General features: G+C 56.8%; 18 protein-coding genes. 13 read left to right on the top strand and 5 right to left on the bottom strand.

The window, feature by feature from the left end; all coding sequences use genetic code 11:
* The first annotated feature begins 27 nt into the window (after positions 1 to 27).
* Positions 28 to 1,014 carry a tRNA-modifying protein YgfZ gene (ygfZ, locus tag ACL2XJ_RS12310; protein WP_413726626.1) on the top strand — a complete coding sequence of 329 codons (987 nt, stop codon included), beginning with the start codon at positions 28 to 30 and terminating at the stop codon, positions 1,012 to 1,014.
* A 27-nt stretch (positions 1,015 to 1,041) separates the two neighbouring features.
* Here ygfZ and ACL2XJ_RS12305 read toward each other — a convergent pair whose 3' ends face one another.
* Positions 1,042 to 1,995: a sugar-binding transcriptional regulator gene (locus ACL2XJ_RS12305; RefSeq protein WP_243701591.1), complete on the bottom strand. Its 954-nt coding sequence runs from the start codon at positions 1,993 to 1,995 to the stop codon at positions 1,042 to 1,044.
* Positions 1,996 to 2,234: 239 nt separating this feature from the next.
* Between ACL2XJ_RS12305 and ACL2XJ_RS12300 the strand changes: the two genes are divergently transcribed.
* From ACL2XJ_RS12300 to ACL2XJ_RS12270, 7 genes are all read left to right on the top strand, one after another.
* Positions 2,235 to 3,179, top strand: a complete 945-nt coding sequence (locus tag ACL2XJ_RS12300; RefSeq protein WP_413726625.1) for a tagatose-bisphosphate aldolase — start codon at positions 2,235 to 2,237, stop codon at positions 3,177 to 3,179.
* Positions 3,172 to 3,825, top strand: coding sequence for an AAA family ATPase (locus ACL2XJ_RS12295; RefSeq protein WP_413726624.1), 654 nt, complete (start codon positions 3,172 to 3,174; stop codon positions 3,823 to 3,825). Before ACL2XJ_RS12300 ends, ACL2XJ_RS12295 begins: the two co-directional genes overlap by 8 nt.
* A 225-nt stretch (positions 3,826 to 4,050) precedes the next feature.
* On the top strand, positions 4,051 to 4,494 hold the full coding sequence (locus tag ACL2XJ_RS12290) for a PTS sugar transporter subunit IIA (protein WP_132923347.1): 444 nt from the start codon (positions 4,051 to 4,053) through the stop codon (positions 4,492 to 4,494).
* An 11-nt stretch (positions 4,495 to 4,505) separates the two neighbouring features.
* On the top strand, positions 4,506 to 5,498 hold the full coding sequence (locus ACL2XJ_RS12285) for a 6-phosphofructokinase (RefSeq protein WP_413726623.1): 993 nt from the start codon (positions 4,506 to 4,508) through the stop codon (positions 5,496 to 5,498).
* Positions 5,499 to 5,508: 10 nt separating this feature from the next.
* Positions 5,509 to 5,808 (top strand): PTS sugar transporter subunit IIB, encoded by a 300-nt coding sequence (locus tag ACL2XJ_RS12280; RefSeq protein WP_132923349.1) that lies wholly within the window; start codon positions 5,509 to 5,511, stop codon positions 5,806 to 5,808.
* 52 nt (positions 5,809 to 5,860) lie between these two features.
* Positions 5,861 to 7,126, top strand: coding sequence for a PTS sugar transporter subunit IIC (locus ACL2XJ_RS12275; RefSeq protein ID WP_132923350.1), 1,266 nt, complete (start codon positions 5,861 to 5,863; stop codon positions 7,124 to 7,126).
* Positions 7,127 to 7,143: 17 nt separating this feature from the next.
* On the top strand, positions 7,144 to 7,449 hold the full coding sequence (locus ACL2XJ_RS12270) for a hypothetical protein (protein WP_413726622.1): 306 nt from the start codon (positions 7,144 to 7,146) through the stop codon (positions 7,447 to 7,449).
* A gap of 84 nt (positions 7,450 to 7,533) precedes the next feature.
* On the opposite strand, the gene trhA is transcribed toward ACL2XJ_RS12270, so the two are convergent.
* Positions 7,534 to 8,181 (bottom strand): PAQR family membrane homeostasis protein TrhA, encoded by a 648-nt coding sequence (trhA, locus tag ACL2XJ_RS12265; RefSeq protein WP_132923352.1) that lies wholly within the window; start codon positions 8,179 to 8,181, stop codon positions 7,534 to 7,536.
* Between the two features lie 196 nt (positions 8,182 to 8,377).
* On the opposite strand from trhA, the gene ACL2XJ_RS12260 reads away from it, so the two are divergent.
* A complete protein-coding gene (locus ACL2XJ_RS12260) occupies positions 8,378 to 8,986 on the top strand; it encodes an HD domain-containing protein (protein WP_413726887.1) in 609 nt (202 codons plus the stop codon).
* Between the two features lie 15 nt (positions 8,987 to 9,001).
* Here ACL2XJ_RS12260 and ACL2XJ_RS12255 read toward each other — a convergent pair whose 3' ends face one another.
* Both ACL2XJ_RS12255 and mntR read right to left on the bottom strand, forming a co-directional pair.
* On the bottom strand, positions 9,002 to 11,239 hold the full coding sequence (locus ACL2XJ_RS12255; RefSeq protein WP_413726621.1) for a YgiQ family radical SAM protein: 2,238 nt from the start codon (positions 11,237 to 11,239) through the stop codon (positions 9,002 to 9,004).
* Positions 11,240 to 11,398: 159 nt separating this feature from the next.
* Positions 11,399 to 11,875: a manganese-binding transcriptional regulator MntR gene (gene mntR, locus ACL2XJ_RS12250; protein ID WP_132923354.1), complete on the bottom strand. Its 477-nt coding sequence runs from the start codon at positions 11,873 to 11,875 to the stop codon at positions 11,399 to 11,401.
* A gap of 218 nt (positions 11,876 to 12,093) precedes the next feature.
* Between mntR and ACL2XJ_RS12245 the strand changes: the two genes are divergently transcribed.
* From ACL2XJ_RS12245 to ACL2XJ_RS12230, 4 genes are read left to right on the top strand one after another with little or no spacing between them, the layout of a single operon-like run.
* A complete protein-coding gene (locus ACL2XJ_RS12245; protein WP_413726620.1) occupies positions 12,094 to 13,017 on the top strand; it encodes a metal ABC transporter substrate-binding protein in 924 nt (307 codons plus the stop codon).
* Positions 13,014 to 13,862 (top strand): ATP-binding cassette domain-containing protein, encoded by an 849-nt coding sequence (locus ACL2XJ_RS12240; protein WP_413726619.1) that lies wholly within the window; start codon positions 13,014 to 13,016, stop codon positions 13,860 to 13,862. Before ACL2XJ_RS12245 ends, ACL2XJ_RS12240 begins: the two co-directional genes overlap by 4 nt.
* Positions 13,859 to 14,716: a metal ABC transporter permease gene (locus tag ACL2XJ_RS12235; protein ID WP_413726618.1), complete on the top strand. Its 858-nt coding sequence runs from the start codon at positions 13,859 to 13,861 to the stop codon at positions 14,714 to 14,716. The genes ACL2XJ_RS12240 and ACL2XJ_RS12235 overlap by 4 nt, the downstream gene beginning before the upstream one ends.
* On the top strand, positions 14,713 to 15,561 hold the full coding sequence (locus tag ACL2XJ_RS12230; protein WP_413726617.1) for a metal ABC transporter permease: 849 nt from the start codon (positions 14,713 to 14,715) through the stop codon (positions 15,559 to 15,561). Before ACL2XJ_RS12235 ends, ACL2XJ_RS12230 begins: the two co-directional genes overlap by 4 nt.
* 2 nt (positions 15,562 to 15,563) lie before the next feature.
* Here the strand turns inward: ACL2XJ_RS12230 and ACL2XJ_RS12225 are convergent, their stop codons facing one another.
* Positions 15,564 to 16,196 (bottom strand): TetR/AcrR family transcriptional regulator, encoded by a 633-nt coding sequence (locus ACL2XJ_RS12225; protein ID WP_203522760.1) that lies wholly within the window; start codon positions 16,194 to 16,196, stop codon positions 15,564 to 15,566.
* Between the last annotated feature and the right edge of the window lie 78 nt (positions 16,197 to 16,274).

Here is a 16,274-nt window from a genome sequence, read left to right as displayed (position 1 = left end):
TTTTGCCTCACAGCACAGGAGTGTCATATGTCGCTTAACGTTCCTTTTCCCCCACGGCTGCCGACGCCGTCCAGCCACTTGCCCTTAACCCTGATTTCGCTGGAAGATTGGGCGCTGGTAACGCTTACCGGCCCGGATACCGAGAAATATCTGCAGGGTCAAGTGACCACCGACGTCGCCGCCATGGCTGCCGATCAGCATATTCTGGGGGCGCATTGCGACGCAAAAGGCAAAATGTGGAGCGATTTGCGGATCTTTCACCGCAATGAAGGCATGGCGTATATTGAACGCCGCAGCGTGCGGGACGCGCAGCTGGCGGAACTGAAAAAATATGCGGTATTCTCCAAAGTCACCATCGCCGCCGACGACGGCATCCTGTTGTTAGGCGTTGCCGGTTTCCAGGCGCGGGCGGCCCTGAGCGGCATATTCGACAACCTGCCCGACCCGCAGCATGCGGTGGTGCAGGAAGGGGAAACCACGCTTTTGCATTTCAGCCTGCCGGCTGAGCGTTTTTTGCTGGTGACCACCGAGACGGTGCTGCAGCGTTTGCTGGACAAGCTGGCGGGCCAGGCGCAGTTCAACGACAGCCAACAGTGGCTGGCGCTGAATATCGAAGCGGGATTGGCGGTGATAGACAGCGCCAACAGCACGCAGTTTATTCCCCAGGCGGTCAATCTCCAGGCGCTGGGCGGCATCAGTTTCGATAAGGGCTGCTACGCCGGTCAGGAAATGGTGGCCCGCGCCAAATACCGCGGCGCCAATAAACGCGCCCTTTACTGGCTTGCCGGTAAAGCCGGCCACGTCCCGGCCGTCGGCGACGACCTGGAACTGCAGCTCGGGGAAAACTGGCGCCGCACCGGCACGGTGCTGGCCGCCTGCCAACTGGAGGACGGCACGGTCTGGGTGCAGGCGGTTTTAAACAACGATTTGGCGCCGGACAGTCATCTGCGGGTGAAAGAGGATACCACCGGGGCGCTGGCCATTCAGCCGTTGCCCTATACCCTCACGGACTAGCCATCGCAAACCAGGCGAAGGGCGTTTTTATGCCGGTTTTTTTGCCGGCTCCGCCCCTTCCTGTGCGGTTAACCGATCCAGTATTGCCTGGGCGGTATTCACATCGGTCACCAGAGAATTGATCATGCCGGATCGCACGGCGCCGATAATCCCGGCAGCTTTCTCCGGCGTGGCGGCGACGCCGATGGTCAGCGGCGTGCGGCGCAGCTGCTCCGGCGACGCGGCAATCATCCGCTCCTCCCCTTCCCAATGCAGGATCCCCCCCGACTCGGTCACATAGTGGCGCAGCACATCGCCGGCGGCCTGGCTGAGCGCTTGCTCATCAAGAGTGGCGGCGGTGGACTCGCTGGGTTTGGGGGCATGGGTCAAGCCGACGCCGACAATAGCGACATCCAGCCGGTCCCACAGCGAAATAATACCCTGAACGCTGTGGTCGCTGAGAAAAGCATCGCGCAGTTCAGCGGAAGAGATATAAGGCGCATGCAGAAAATAGGGGGTGCCCTCCATGTGCTGCGCGGCCAGACGGACGAACTCATTGATCTGGAAATGGGGCGCGGCCTGCTGCATACCGCCGTTCAGCGCGACGGTCAATATCCCCGGTATGCGGGGCAACCCCGCCACGGTCACCTCCCTTATCGCCCGGCCCCAACCAATGCCTACCACCGAACCGCTGCCCAGTTTCGCCTGCTGCAGGAGGGAGGACAAAGGCGTCGCCAGCGAGCTTAAAATATTGCTGGGCGGGGTTTCCACCACCGACGCCGTCTTCAATCCAAGGCGCTGGATCAATTCGTCAGTCATATTTTCCGGCGACGTCAATTCAATGACCTCAATCCTGATAATTCCCGCCGCGCGCGCTTTGTTAAGCAAACGTGAAATGGTCGCGGTTGATAAACCCAGCTTCCGGGCTATGTCCACCTGGGACATATCTGACTCATAGTGCAGCTTCGCCACCATATGCATCATGGCGCGCGTTGCCGTCACATCTTGCAAAATTGGTTCTTTCAGCTTGAAATTCCTTTCTGCAATGTATTACACTGTTTTTGACATAGGGGAATTATTGCTCAATGCCAGTGAAATTGCAACGACCAGCATTGGCGTAAACCCCTTATGAACCGGCCTGCGGAGCGCGTTTGACCCTGTTCTTGCACGTCGGATGACGCCGCGGCCAGTCGCATTAACGTTTGTGAATATGCAACAAATTTCACGCCCAGGAGTAATAAATGTCAAAGATGTCTACTTCAGAGTTACGAGGCTATCAGCAAATCTGCGGCAATAACGGCGCAATGATGGTCATCGCCTGCGACCAGCGCGGCGCTATGCGCAGCCTGCTCACCAGCGACCCGGAACTGCAGTCGAAAATTTCCGAAAAGCAGTTGGGAGCGATTAAGGCCGATATCACCCGTTATTTGGCCAGCAATGCCTCCTGCGTACTGGTGGATCCGGTCTGCGCGGTACCGCAGTTGGTTGACGACGGCGTGATTTCCCGCAATACAGCCCTGTTGATTGGCCTGGACGCCTCAGGCTGGGATACTTCCCCTGAGGGTTACCGCCTTTCCCGGCTGGTACCCAATGTGAACGCCCGGCATGTGCGCGAGCTGGGGGGCACCGGCGGCAAGATAATGGTATACCTGCGTTCCGATCATGACGAGGCGAACCGTCACAATATCGCTATACTGCGTCAGTGCGTGGAAGATTTCGCCAAGGAAGATATATTGCTGGTGGTTGAGTATCTTACCTATCAGCTTGAGGGTGAAAGCGACGAAGAGTATAAAGCCAAATTCCCGGAGCTTATTAAAGGCGGCGCGAAGATTGCCCTGGAATGCGGCGCCAAGGTATTGAAGCTGCCCTATCCCGGCTCGCCGCAGGCCTGTGCCGAGATTACCCGCATCGCCGGCGATGTTCCCTGGGCCGTGCTTTCCGCCGGCGTCGATCACGCCACGTTTTTGAAACAGGTGGCCGACGCCATGAGCAACGGCGCTTCGGGGGTGATTGCCGGACGTTCACTTTGGAAGGACTGCATTTCCCTGGACAGCGCATTGACGAAAGGCAAACTGGAGACGCTGGCGGTGCCTCGCCTGAATGAAATCCAGGCTGTTATCCGGCAGTATTATCGTGCGGACAAACTTAACCAAGGCGCATTGGCGGGACAGGTACACCATGGCTGATACCAGAGCAGCTTCTCACGACGAACCGGGTAAAACTCATTTTGCTGACGCAAGGCCGTCGGAAGATGGGCGCCCTGTCGCGGGAAACGGCAAACGCGTTGTGCTGGTCAACGGAATTCCCGCGTCCGGCAAAAGCACTGTCGCCGTTGAGCTCTCTAAACGTACCGGCTGGTTGCACTTATCTCTTGACGGCATAAAGAATCCTTTCCTTCAGCTTATCGACGGTGTGGATCGCGCCTTTAACCGGGTATTGGGCAGAGCAAGCTATCAGGCCATCTGGTCTATCGTCGCCGACGCGCCCCCGGGAAGTACCTTTATTATTGATGCCTGGTTTGGTTTTCAACCAAAAGAAGTGCTCAGGAATTACCTGTTACAGGCGGATGTAACCCGTCTGGCCGAAGTCTGGTGCGATATTTCAGGGGAATTGGCTGCGGAACGCTATCTCGCCCGCCTTGATCAGCGATTACCCGGACACCCTGGGAAAGAATATGTCCCTGAATTGATTGCGCTGGCAAACCGCGCGGAGCCTATGGCTTTCGGCCCCGTATATCTGGCACGGCAAAATCAGTTTGTTGATATAAATGCATTGAATAACTGGATCGCTCAGGTCTTCGAGTCACCCGTCGATATTAATAAACCGGCTTAAGGAGTTATTACAAAACGGCAAAAAAAAAGAATAGCAATTTTTTATTTATAATAATTTTCACTGGTTATTCCCATGAGATAACTGCGGATATCTAACGCGTTTCTATAATTATATTGCATCGTCATTGATTTTAGTTAATAGTAAATAGGTATGGATGGATCACAGTTTTATTTATTTATCGAATCCATACTTATAAAAACGTTTTATATCTTAATGAGGTTTCTTATGTTAACGGACTGGATTAATGACGCCAATATCACCTTAGTTAACCAGGTTAATAACTGGCAAAGCGCGGTGGAATTGGCTGTGCAGTCATTAATAGCGCAACAGGCTGTGGAAAGCAGATATCTGCAGGCTATCTATGCCATGCATGAACAAATTGGGCCTTACTATGTATTGGGCGAGGGAATTGCCATGCCCCATGCGCGGCCGGAGGAGGGAGTAATCAAAACCGCATTATCTTTGGTTTTAGTCAAAGAAGGCGTGAACTTCGGCAGCGAAGACAATGATCCGGTATATATTATTTTTGGACTCTCGGCGGTAGACAGCAATTCACATATTGAAATGATTGCGAGTCTTTCACAATTTTTTTGCGATGAAGAGGCGGTGAAAAATCTTAAATTAGCGATTGATAAACAGCAGGTGCTAGATATTATCGGTCAGTTCTGATAAGTGAAAAAATGAAAAGAATAGCCATTATCGCCAGCGGCGGCGATGCAGCGGGTATTAATTCGGCCATCGCGCAAATCGCTCAGCGGGAGGAATTAGATATATTAGCATTCCACGGTGGTTATGACGGTATTATTGAACAATCTCCTTTTGCGTTATCGTTTGCGGAGATGGGTTCATCGGTGTCTTCCGGCAAAAACCTGTTGCGCAGCGCACGCAGCCGTTCGCCCTGGACCCCGGCGGGCCGCCATGCCATCCGAAGCCGCCTGCGGTCTCTGGACGTGCAAACCTTGCTGGTGTTTGGCGGGGGAGGTTCGTCGCAGGCGGCGTTATTGCTGGACCGGGAGGGTTTACCCACGGTGGTGCTCCCCATGTCCATTGATAATGATATCGCCGGTACTGAATTTACCATCGGCTTTGACAGCGCGCTGGCGGTGGCGACCAACGCGTTGGATCAATTGCACAATACCGCCCGGAACATGGAAGGACGGGTGTTTTTGTTGGAGGTCTTTGGCGCCGATGCCGGCCATATCGCCCTGGGCAGCGCCCTGGCGGGGGGCGCCCATGCGGTATTGCTGCCTGAATATCCGCAGGATATGGGCGGTCTGTGCAACAGAATCAGACAGTGCCTGGCGGCGCCCCAGGGTTATGCATTGGTGGTCTGTGCCGAAGGTTATCCGATGGAAAATGCCTTTCTGGCGGGAACACAGGGCGTGTCGATAAAGATTGGCAAAATAATTGAAGAAAACATAGGGTTTAAAATTCGTCATACGGTTTTGGGATTTTGCCAGCGGGCTCCTTCACCCTCGGTGAAAGATCGTTTATTGGCAATAGCCCTAGGCCAGAAAGCAGCAGACGTCATTCTAGCCGGCGGGCACGGAATGTTGATAGGCATTTTGAACGGACAGGCCGTTAGCTGTGAGCTGAATAAGGCATTAAGCGGGAAAAGACAGCTTGATCCCCATTTGGTCTCGGCAGCGCGACATCTCCATATGATCAATTAAGGAATATTCTATGAAAAAATTATCCATTTTGGCAGTATGCGGGGCCGGTCTGGGCAGCAGTTTTGCCTGTGAAATGAGTATCGAATCGGCATTAAAAGATCTTGGCGTGGAAGCGGACCTTTCCCATTGCGATATTTCCAGCGCCACTTCCATGCGGGTGGATATTATTGTCACCGGCGAAAACTTTCGTTCTCAGTTTCAACATTACACGGTAAATGCCACCATTGTTTACCTGAAAAGACTGGTGGACAAAACGGAAATTAAAACAAAGCTAACGCCTATCCTGCAAAATCTGGGCTACTTAGCGTAATAACATTATTCATCATTAATAAGCTTACCGCTAACCCATACAGGGGCTTTATATGGCTTTCCTTCATTTTATCGTCAATGATGTGCTGGGACAGGCATCGATATTGATCTCGCTAATCGCCATGATCGGGCTTATTGCCCAGCAGAAAAGCCCGGGCCAAGTGATAACCGGAACCTTGAAAACGCTGCTGGGTTTTTTGGTTCTGTTGGCCGGTGCTAATATCATTGTCAATGCGCTCAATTTTTTGGGAGAGGTCTTCCAAAAAGGGTTCAATATGCGTGGCGTGGTGACCGACGTAGGTTCTATCGCCGGTATCGCGCAGCAAACTCTGGGGCGGGAAACGGCGCTCATTATGGTTTTGGCTTTTTGCGTCAATATACTCATCGCCCGTTTCACTCGTTTCAAATATATTTTTCTAACCGGACAGGCTTCGCTCTGGATGGCAACGGTATGCTCCGTTATCGGCTATATGGGCGGGTTACGGGGAGCAGAACTGATTATTATAGGCGGCGTTATTGCCGGACTGATGGCAGTATGTATGCCTGCCCTGGCGCAACCCATTGTCCGCAAGATAACCGGCTCCGATGATATTGCCCTTGGCCATTTTTGTACCGTGGGATATATCGTTCAGGCCGGAGTGGCGAAATTGACCGGCGACGTCAGCAAAAGCACCGAAGATCTCGAACTTCCCCAATCGCTGTCGTTTTTGCAAGACACCTATTTATCGATGATGGTGGTGATGATACCCATTTATCTGATCCCGTCCATCGCCGCCGGCCCGGATGTCGTTGCCGCTTACTCGAAAGGGGTCAACTATCTGGTGTTCTCATTTTTACAAGCGATACAATTCGTCGTCGGCGTCTATGTATTATTATCCGGGGTACGTTTACTGCTGGCGGAGATCGTGCCTGCGTTTCGCGGCATCGCCATGCGCATTGTGCCGAACGCCGTACCCGCCCTCGATTGCCCGGTGCTGTTCCCCTACGCGCCTAATGCGGTAATCATCGGCTTTATCTCCACCACCATCGGTTCGGTGATCGGTATGTTTCTTTTCCCCTGGGTCGGATTGGCAATGATCCTGCCGGGCATGCTGACCAACTTTTTTGCCGGCGGCACCGCCGGAATATTCAGTAATGCGGTGGGCGGACGGCGGGGTGCGATTATCGGCGGCATCTTTCACGGGCTCTTTATAACCCTGCTGCCGGCGCTGCTGTTACCGCTGCTCGGCCAGTATGGCTTCGCCAATGTCACCTTCAGCGATTCGGATGTTATCAGCGTCGGTCTGATATTCGGACATATACTCAATTTCTTTCATTGATCGATAATGGAGATCCTATGGACACCACTATAGAGGAAATTCTGGCCCGGGGGCTGTCGCCCCAGGACTGCGCGAAAGCGCTTAATGACTTGGGTAAACGCTTTTCCGAGCAAAATGATATCGATAGCGCCATTGCCTGCTGGGAAAAAAGCATGGAGTGCTACGGTAAACCCGGCTTTGCCCAGGCGCAGTTGATGAAAGTCTATAATCAGAAACAGCGTGAAAGCGCCCGCTCCGGAGACAGCCAGGGCATTGAGGCGTATGCGCAAAAAATCGACGCGCTGATGCAAAAAAGCAAGGATGCCATCCGTTACGGCTATTGATGCCATTGCGGCCGCACCGGCCCCACCCCTCGCCAGGGAGTAGAGGGCCGGCCAGGCCGGCATACCGTTGGTCAGATATGAAATTCAGATATAGAAATAGATGGCCAGAAAATGGCACAGGCTGCCGCCCAGCACAAAACCGTGCCATATGGCATGGTTGAACGGGATGCGGTTGCAGGCGTAAAAAATCACCCCCACCGTATAGATTAGCCCGCCCACCGCCAGCAGCGTCAGGCCGCCCACCGGCAGACGTTGCGCCAGTTGATAAATCACCACCAGCGACAGCCAGCCCATGGTGAGATAGGTAATCAGCGACACCACCTCGAATCGATGGGCAAACGCCAGTTTGAAAATCACCCCTACTAACGCCATGCCCCAGATGACGACCATCAGCCCTTTCGCCAGCGGCGAGGCCAGTCCCACCAGCAAAAAAGGCGTATAGGTGCCGGCAATCAGCAGGTAAATGGCGCAGTGGTCCAGTTTTTTCAACCACCGCTTGGCGGGTGGATGGGGGATGGCGTGATAGAGGGTGGAGGCCAGGAACAGCAGGATCATGCTGCCGCCGTATAGACTGTAGCTGGTCATGGCGGTGACGTCGGCGCCCACATCCCCGGCCTGCACCAGCAACAGAACCAGCCCGACGATACCGAATATCAAACCGACACCGTGGCTGACGCTGTTGGCTATCTCTTCCGCCAGCGTATAGCCTTGAGCTAATAATTTATTAGCCATTCTTACACTTCCTCGTACGTCTTTTGCTAAAACATCTGGTACATGGACAAGCTTAACTGAGAATAATTCCAGTGTACACGCGTAAGCTAAACAAAATATGTCCGCCATCAACCGATATTCCTTTATCGCCGCATTCGAATTCAAACCCTTTTTGCCCTACAATGATGCGCTTCACTGTCTGGCCGTTGGGGTAAGCATGTTGCAGGAATTACCGGCATTGGCGTTCGGAGAATTAACCGACGTCGTCGCTTTTTTGATGGAAATCGATAAACTCAAGAACATTCAACGCCGTACCAAGGTTTTGGGCACGCAGCGGCAGGAGAATACCGCCGAGCACAGCTGGCATTTCGCCGTGGCGGCCATGGCCCTGGCGCCCTACGCCGGCGACAAGGTGGATATCAACCGGGTGACCCAGATGGCGCTGGTGCACGATATCGTTGAAATCGATGCCGGCGATGTGCTGGTGTACGATCTGGCGGGCCGTCATGCGGTGCACGATCTGGAAGAAACGGCGGCGGTCAGGCTGTTCGGCCTGCTGCCGGAACCGCAGCGCCAACACTTTCACCAGCTGTGGCTGGAATATGAAGCGGGCGAAACGGCGGACGCGCAATTTGCCCTGCTGCTCGACAGGCTGATGCCGGTACTGATGAATCTGCATAATCAAGGGCAAAGCTGGGTGGAAAACGGTATCCGGCTGGAGCAGGTATTAACCCGCAACGCCTTTATCGGCGATGTCTATCCCGCACTTTGGGAGCATTTGAAACACCATCTCAACCAGGCTCAGCAAAACGGCTGGCTGAAATAAGCCCCCCTGTCATTCTCAAGGTTTACGGCTGCGCGCGGGCTTTAGGGCCGGTTTCACCGCCGCCGCCGGCCGCGGGGCAGCTCCGGTACGTTTGGCTATCGCCGGCCGCGGGGCAGCGCCGGTATGTTTGGTCATCGCCGGCTGTGGGGCGGCGCCGGTATGTTTGGTCATCGCTGGCCGGGTGTAGCGCCGCGTGCGGCGCAGTTCGCGCTGTTCTTCAATGCCGGGAGCCGGTACCAGGCATTCTCGGCGACCGCCAATCAAGTCTTGCCTGCCCATTTGTTCCAGCGCGGCGCGAATCAACGGGAAATTGGCGGGATCGTGGTAGCGCAGCAGGGCCTTATGCAGCCGGCGCTGGCGATCCCCTTTGGGTATCACCACGTCTTCGCTGTCATAATCCACCTTCCCCAAGGGATTTTTGCCGCTGTAATACATGGTGGTGGAGCTGGACAGCGGCGAAGGATAAAAATTCTGCACCTGATCGAGGCGGTAGCGGTTTTTCTTAAGCCATAACGCCAGATTGACCATATCCTCGTCCCGGGTACCGGGATGGGCGGCAATAAAATAAGGGATGAGGTACTGCTTTTTACCCGCCTGATTGGAATAAAGGTCAAACAGTTCCTTGAAGCGTTTATAGCTGCCCATGCCCGGCTTCATCATTTTGGACAGCGGTTCCGGTTCGGTATGCTCCGGCGCGATCTTCAGATAGCCCCCTACGTGATGCATCGCCAGCTCTTTGATATAGGCCGGATCTTCTACCGCCAGATCATAGCGGACCCCTGAGGCAATCAGGATCTTCTTGATGCCCGGCAAGGCGCGGGCGCGGCGATAGAGCTTGATGGTGGGCGCGTGGTCGGTATCCATATGGGGACAGATTTCCGGATAGACGCAGGATGCCCGCCGGCAGGTCTGTTCGGCGCGCGGCGAAGTGCAGCGCAGCATATACATATTGGCGGTGGGGCCGCCGAGATCGGAGATGATACCGGTAAAGCCCGGTACTTTGTCGCGTATCTCTTCGATTTCGCGGATGATGGACTCTTCCGAACGGCTCTGGATAATGCGGCCTTCATGCTCGGTGATGGAACAAAACGCACAGCCGCCGAAGCAGCCGCGCATGATATTGACCGAGGTGTAGATCATTTCGTAAGCCGGTATCACCTGCTTGCCGTACGCCGGGTGCGGCAGGCGCTGGAACGGCAGGGCAAAAACGCTGTCCATTTCCGGCGTGCTAAGGGGGATGGCCGGCGGATTGATCCAGACATACCTGTCGCCGTGCTGCTGCATCAGCGCCCGGGCGCAGCCGGGGTTGGTTTCATGGTGAAGAATACGCGAGGCGTGGGCGTACATGACTTTATCGCCCTTGACCTTGTCGAAGGAGGGCAGCAGCACGTAGGTCTTTTCCCAGGGCTTGGGTTTGGCGGCCCGCACGGTGACGGGTTTACCACGGGATGCCGGCACCTCGCCCCCGGCGCACGGCAGGTCGTCGCCGTAAGGATTGAGCATAGGCTCGATGCGCCCCGGGTTATCGAGCCGGGTGGAATCCACGCCGCTCCAGCCTGACAAGGGGCCTTTGCGCATCACCGCGGTATTCCGTACATCCTGTATGTCGCCGATGGATTCGCCCGCCGCCAGCCGGTGCGCCAACTCCACCAGGGGCCGTTCGCCATTGCCGTAGATCAGCATATCGGCTTTGGCATCCACCAGGACCGAACGGCGCACGGTGTCGGACCAGTAATCGTAATGGGCGATACGCCGCAGGCTGGCCTCAATCCCTCCCAGCACCACCGGTACCTCGCTATAGGCTTCCTTGCAGCGCTGGCTGTATACCAGCGTGGCGCGATCCGGGCGCTTGCCGCCGGCATTGCCCGGCGTATAGGCATCGTCATGCCGCAGTTTGCGATCCGCCGTATAGCGGTTGATCATGGAATCCATGTTGCCGGCGGTCACGCCGAAAAACAGGTTGGGCCTGCCCAGCCGCATAAAGTCCTGCTTATCGGTCCAGTCCGGCTGGGCGATGATGCCGACACGAAACCCCTGCGACTCAAGCATGCGGCCGACGATGGCCATGCCGAAGCTCGGATGGTCCACATAGGCATCGCCGGTGACGATAATCACGTCGCAGCTATCCCAGCCCAATTGGTCCATTTCCTCGCGCGACATGGGTAGAAACGGCGCGGTGCCGTAGCATTCCGCCCAATAGAGCGGATAGGAGAACAGGTCGCGTTCGGGTTGGATCAAACTGGTGGAAACCATACATGCACTCTTGAAGGGGTTATTTCGCCGGGAGGGGATTATACGTGGCCCGGGGCAAAAGCAGTATGGAAATTTCGGATTATCGCTTAATTAATCGCCTGTGGCGACCGACGCTTGTCCGAGCGGGCGGCGGACTTTGACGATGTTCACCGCACACCCTCATCGTCCGTTCCCTCTTTGGGCCTGTTCGGTAAACCGCTGGAATACATCCAGGGTTTCCTCGCTGACATAATGTTCCAGGCCCTCGGCGTCCCGGCGGGCAGTTTCCGCGCTGATACCCAGCGCCAGCAGGAATGATTCCACAATCTGGTGCCGTTTACGGCTTTTTGCCGCCATGATCTCCCCTTCGGCGGTGAGAAATACGCCCCGGTAGGGTAGCTGCCTGATCAAACCGGCGGCGGACAATTTTTTGATCATCTTGGCCACCGTGGGCTGCGCCACCCCCAGGCGGGCGGCCAGCTCCACCTGGCGAACCTCTCCCCGCTCCTGGATAAGGTCGGCAATCAGCTCGATGTAATCGTCCATCAGTTCCGACCGGTGGGCCTGCCTGACCTGCATAAACCCCTGGGCATGTTCCCTCGCATCGACCAGTTGGCCGGCGGGAATGGGGAACGCGTCTTTCTCCGGGCGGTTCATGGTATTTCCTCATGGTTGTTTTTCGGCCTGGATGATCTGTCTGCCGGCAGCTACAACGGCAAGCATAGCATTGTAACCGTCGGCGGATGATAAACAACCCGGCAGCGGCGGTCTGTTGGTTGATGTCCATTAAAATTGCCTTTGCTATACAATATAGCCTGTGCTATATATGGACATAATTTTATCACCTGTTAATGATATTGCCGCCAATCGACTGTATGCTGACGAACCCGCTAAAGCGCCAACCCTTTCCAACCGCCGCGTCATGGTGGATCCTGCTGGGCTGTCTGCTGTTTTTCGCCGCCGGCGGCGCCCACGGCGAAAAAAAATTCAGGGTCATCACCACCTTTACCGTGCTGCAGGATATAGCGCAAAATGTGGCCGGGGATGCGGCTATGGTGGAGTCCATTACCAAACCCGGGGCGGAAATCCATGATTACCAACCGACGCCGCGGGATATCGTCAAAAGCCAGTCGGCGGATCTGGTGCTCTGGAACGGCTTGAACCTGGAGCGCTGGTTCCAGCGTTTTTATGAAAATGTCCGTGACGTCCCCTCGGCGGTTGTCAGCGAGGGCGTCGAGCCGTTGCCGATCCGTGCCGGTCCCTATCGCGGCAATCCCAATCCCCATGCCTGGATGTCCGCCGGCAATGCCCTTATCTATGTGGAAAACATCCGTAAAGCGCTGGTGTTACACGATCCGGCCCATGCCGCCGATTACAACCGCAACGCCCGGGATTACGCGGCTAAAATCGCCGCCCTGGACGCGCCGCTGCGAGCGCGGCTGAACCGGATCCCCGCTACTCTTCGCTGGCTGGTCACCAGTGAAGGGGCCTTCAGCTACCTGGCGCGGGATTATGCCCTGCGCGAGCTTTACCTCTGGCCCATCAATGCGGAAGAACAAGGCACGCCCCGGCAGGTCCGCCATGTCATTGACCAGGTGCGCGAGTATGGCATCCCGGTGATCTTCAGCGAAAGCACCGTATCGGACAAGCCGGCCCGCCAGGTCAGCAAGGAGACCGGCGCGCTGTACGGCGGCGTGCTGTATGTGGATTCCCTTTCGGCGGCCGGCGGGCCGGTGCCCACCTACCTTAGCCTGCTTTACCAAACCACGGACACCATTGCCAAAGGATTCGGCTTATGACCCCGCTCTATCGGCCCGAGCTGCGGATGGACGGAGTGACCGTAACCTATAACAACGGCCATACCGCCCTGAGCAACGCCAGTTTCCGCCTCTGCGGCGGCACGCTTTGCGCCTTAATCGGCATGAACGGCAGCGGCAAATCCACCCTGTTTAAAAGCATATTGGGCATGGTGCGGCCCGCCGCGGGTATGGTCACATTGGACAACCTGCCGGTGGCCGACGCATTGCGAAAAAACCTTATCGCCTATGTCCCCCAGGCGGAAGAGGTGGACTGGAGTTTCCCGGTGCTGGTGAGGGATGTGGTAATGATGGGCCGGTACGGCGCCATGTCTTTTTTGCGCATTCCCTCGGCACGGGACAAACGGTGGGTGGAAGAGGCATTGGACCGCGTCGGGCTATGGGACTTGCGCCATCGCCAGATCGGCGAGCTTTCCGGCGGCCAGCGCAAGCGGGTGTTCCTGGCCCGGGCGCTGGCGCAGCAGGGCCGGGTGATGCTGCTGGATGAGCCTTTCACCGGGGTCGATGTGCAAACGGAAGATATCCTCATCGGGCTGCTTCGGTCGCTGCGGGATCAGGGCCATCTGATCCTGGTGGCCTCCCATGATTTGGCCGGCATACCGGAGTACTGCGATCGGGTAGTGATGATCAATCGCACCGTTATGGCGGCCGGCCCGGTGGACACCACCTTTACCCGCCAGAATCTGGAGCGGGTTTTCGGCGGCGCATTGCGGCTCGGCACGCTGCCGGAGCACCCACCGGCAGCCCTTGCCACAACCGGCGCCGGCGCTGATATTGGCACCGGCAATGTCGATGTCGATGTCGATGGTATGAGGATTCGGCCATGATGTCGCTGCTGCTGCAACCCTGGCAGTATGACTATATGGCCAAGGCCATCTGGATGAGCGCCATAGTAGGCGGCGTTTGCGGGTTTCTGTCCGCTTATCTTATGCTCAAGGGCTGGTCGCTGATGGGGGATGCGTTATCCCATTCGGTGGTGCCGGGTGCGGCGGGCGCCTATGCGTTAGGATGGCCCATCGCCGCCGGGGCGTTTTTTACCGGCATGCTGGCGGCGCTGCTGATGGCGCTGGCCCGCCACTATTCCCGCCTGCGCGAAGATGCGGTAATCGGCCTGGTATTCAGCGCGTTTCTTGCCGCCGGCCTGCTGATTGTCTCCCTCAACCCTACCGGCGTTAACGTTCAGTCGATTATTTTCGGCAATATCCTCGGCATCGCCGATGAGGATGCCAGGCAGGTGATGATTATCATCGGCATTTCCTTTCTGGTGCTATGTCTTATCTGGCGGGATCTGCTGGCGGTGTTTTTCGACGAGGGCCATGCCGCCACCATCGGTCTGTCGCCTCTGCGGCTGAAAATCATCTTTTTCACCCTGCTGAGCGCGTGCACCGTCGCAGCATTGCAAACCGTGGGGGCCATCCTGGTGATCGCGATGGTCATCACTCCCGGCGCGACGGCCTATCTGCTCACCGACCGTTTCCCGCGGCTGATCATCATCGCCGTGCTTACCGGTATTATCACCGGCGCCGGCGGCGCCTGGTTAAGCTACTTTATCGACGGGGCCACCGGCGGTGTGATTGTCACGCTGCAAACCCTGCTCTTCCTGCTGGCGTTCCTGTTCGCCCCCCGGCACGGCCTGCTGGCGGCCCGTCGCCGTCGCCGCATCACGAGCAAACCGTTATGACCGGCTGGCTTGACTATGTAACGGAGCCCTTTGTGTTCCCGTTTATGCAACGGGCGATGATTGCCGCCGTCGCCACTGGCATCGTCTGCGCCCTGCTGTCGTGCTTTTTGGTATTAAAAGGCTGGTCGCTGATGGGGGACGCCATTTCTCATGCGGTTTTGCCGGGCATCATACTGGCCTATCTGGCCGGCCTGCCGATGATTGTCGGTGCTTTTGGCGCCGGCATCGCCTGCGCCGCCGCCACCGGCTATATCAAGGATCACTGCCGGGTCAAGGAAGACACGGTGATGGGCATTGTCTATTCGGGCATGTTCGCCCTGGGGCTGGTGCTGTTTTCCCGGGTCGATACCCACCAGCACCTCAGCCATATTCTGTTCGGCAATGTATTGGGCATCAGCCGGTCCGGCCTGAACCACCTGTTGGGGATAATCGCCGCGGCGTCGGTGATTATCCTGGTGAAGCGCCGGGACCTGATGCTGTATTGTTTCGACCCGGCGCAAGCAAGGATACAAGGGCTGCCGGTAGGCCGGCTGCATTACGGCCTACTGTGCCTGCTGGCGCTCACCATCGTCGCCGCCCTGCAGGCGGTGGGGATAATACTGGTCATCGCCATGCTGATAGCGCCGGGCATGACCGCCCTGCTGCTATGCCGGCACTTCGACCGGCTGCTGCTCACGGCGACGGCGGTATCGGTCCTGTCATGCTTTGCCGGCACGCTGCTGAGTTTCCATATCGACGGCGCCACCGGCCCTTGTATTGTGCTTACCCAGGCCGGCCTGTTTATACTGGCGCAATGCTATGCGTTGCTGCGCAAAAAAGTCACGGGGCGGATCGGTGCAGGATAATGCTATGCCGGTGAATCGCCGACATCGCCACCGTCCCAGCGCGCAAGATACGCCGTCACGGCCCGTGTCGCCTCCCGGCAAATCGCCGGCGATATCCGGCCTTCCTTCCCGTAGCCGTGCTTCATACAGGCGAACGCAATCTCAACGGCGATAGTCGCCGCATCCGGCACCGCCGGCAGCGCCCGCAGTTCCCCCAGGCTTGCCGCCTTGGCGCGCAGCAGATCGCCAATGGCCGCATTCTTGGCGCCATGAGCATCATGATCGCTGTCGGCGAATGAGCCCCTTAGCAACAGCACGCTCGCCACCGGATGGGCGTTATAATAATCCGCCGTCTCCTCGATTGCCGTCTCGACCCATGCCCGCCAGGTACCGGCGTGCCCGGTCCGGGAATGCGCCAAGGCATCCAGCAGGCGCTCCATATGAATACGCGCCAGGTGGGAAAACAGGGCATATTTATCGGGAAAGAAGGGATAAATGGCGGCGCGGGGAACATCCGCCGCTTCAGCCAGGGCGGGAATCGACGTTTTTTCCGGCCCCACGTCCGCCAGCATGCGCTCCGCGGCGTCCAGCACCTTGGCCATACGAGCCGCTGAACGCTCCTGCACCGGCAGGCGCACATCTCGGGTTATTGGCATATTTGATTTGTTATTCGACAATGATGAGATGACCTTATCCGACATTTGTTGCATTGTACACAACAAGCCGCCTCATCG

The sequence above is a fragment of the Sodalis sp. RH16 genome (genome assembly GCF_047324245.1).
Taxonomy (GTDB): domain Bacteria; phylum Pseudomonadota; class Gammaproteobacteria; order Enterobacterales; family Enterobacteriaceae; genus Acerihabitans; species Acerihabitans ligni.
Note: the sequence above shows the minus strand (reverse complement) of the source record. Positions and strands in the feature narration are given on the sequence as shown.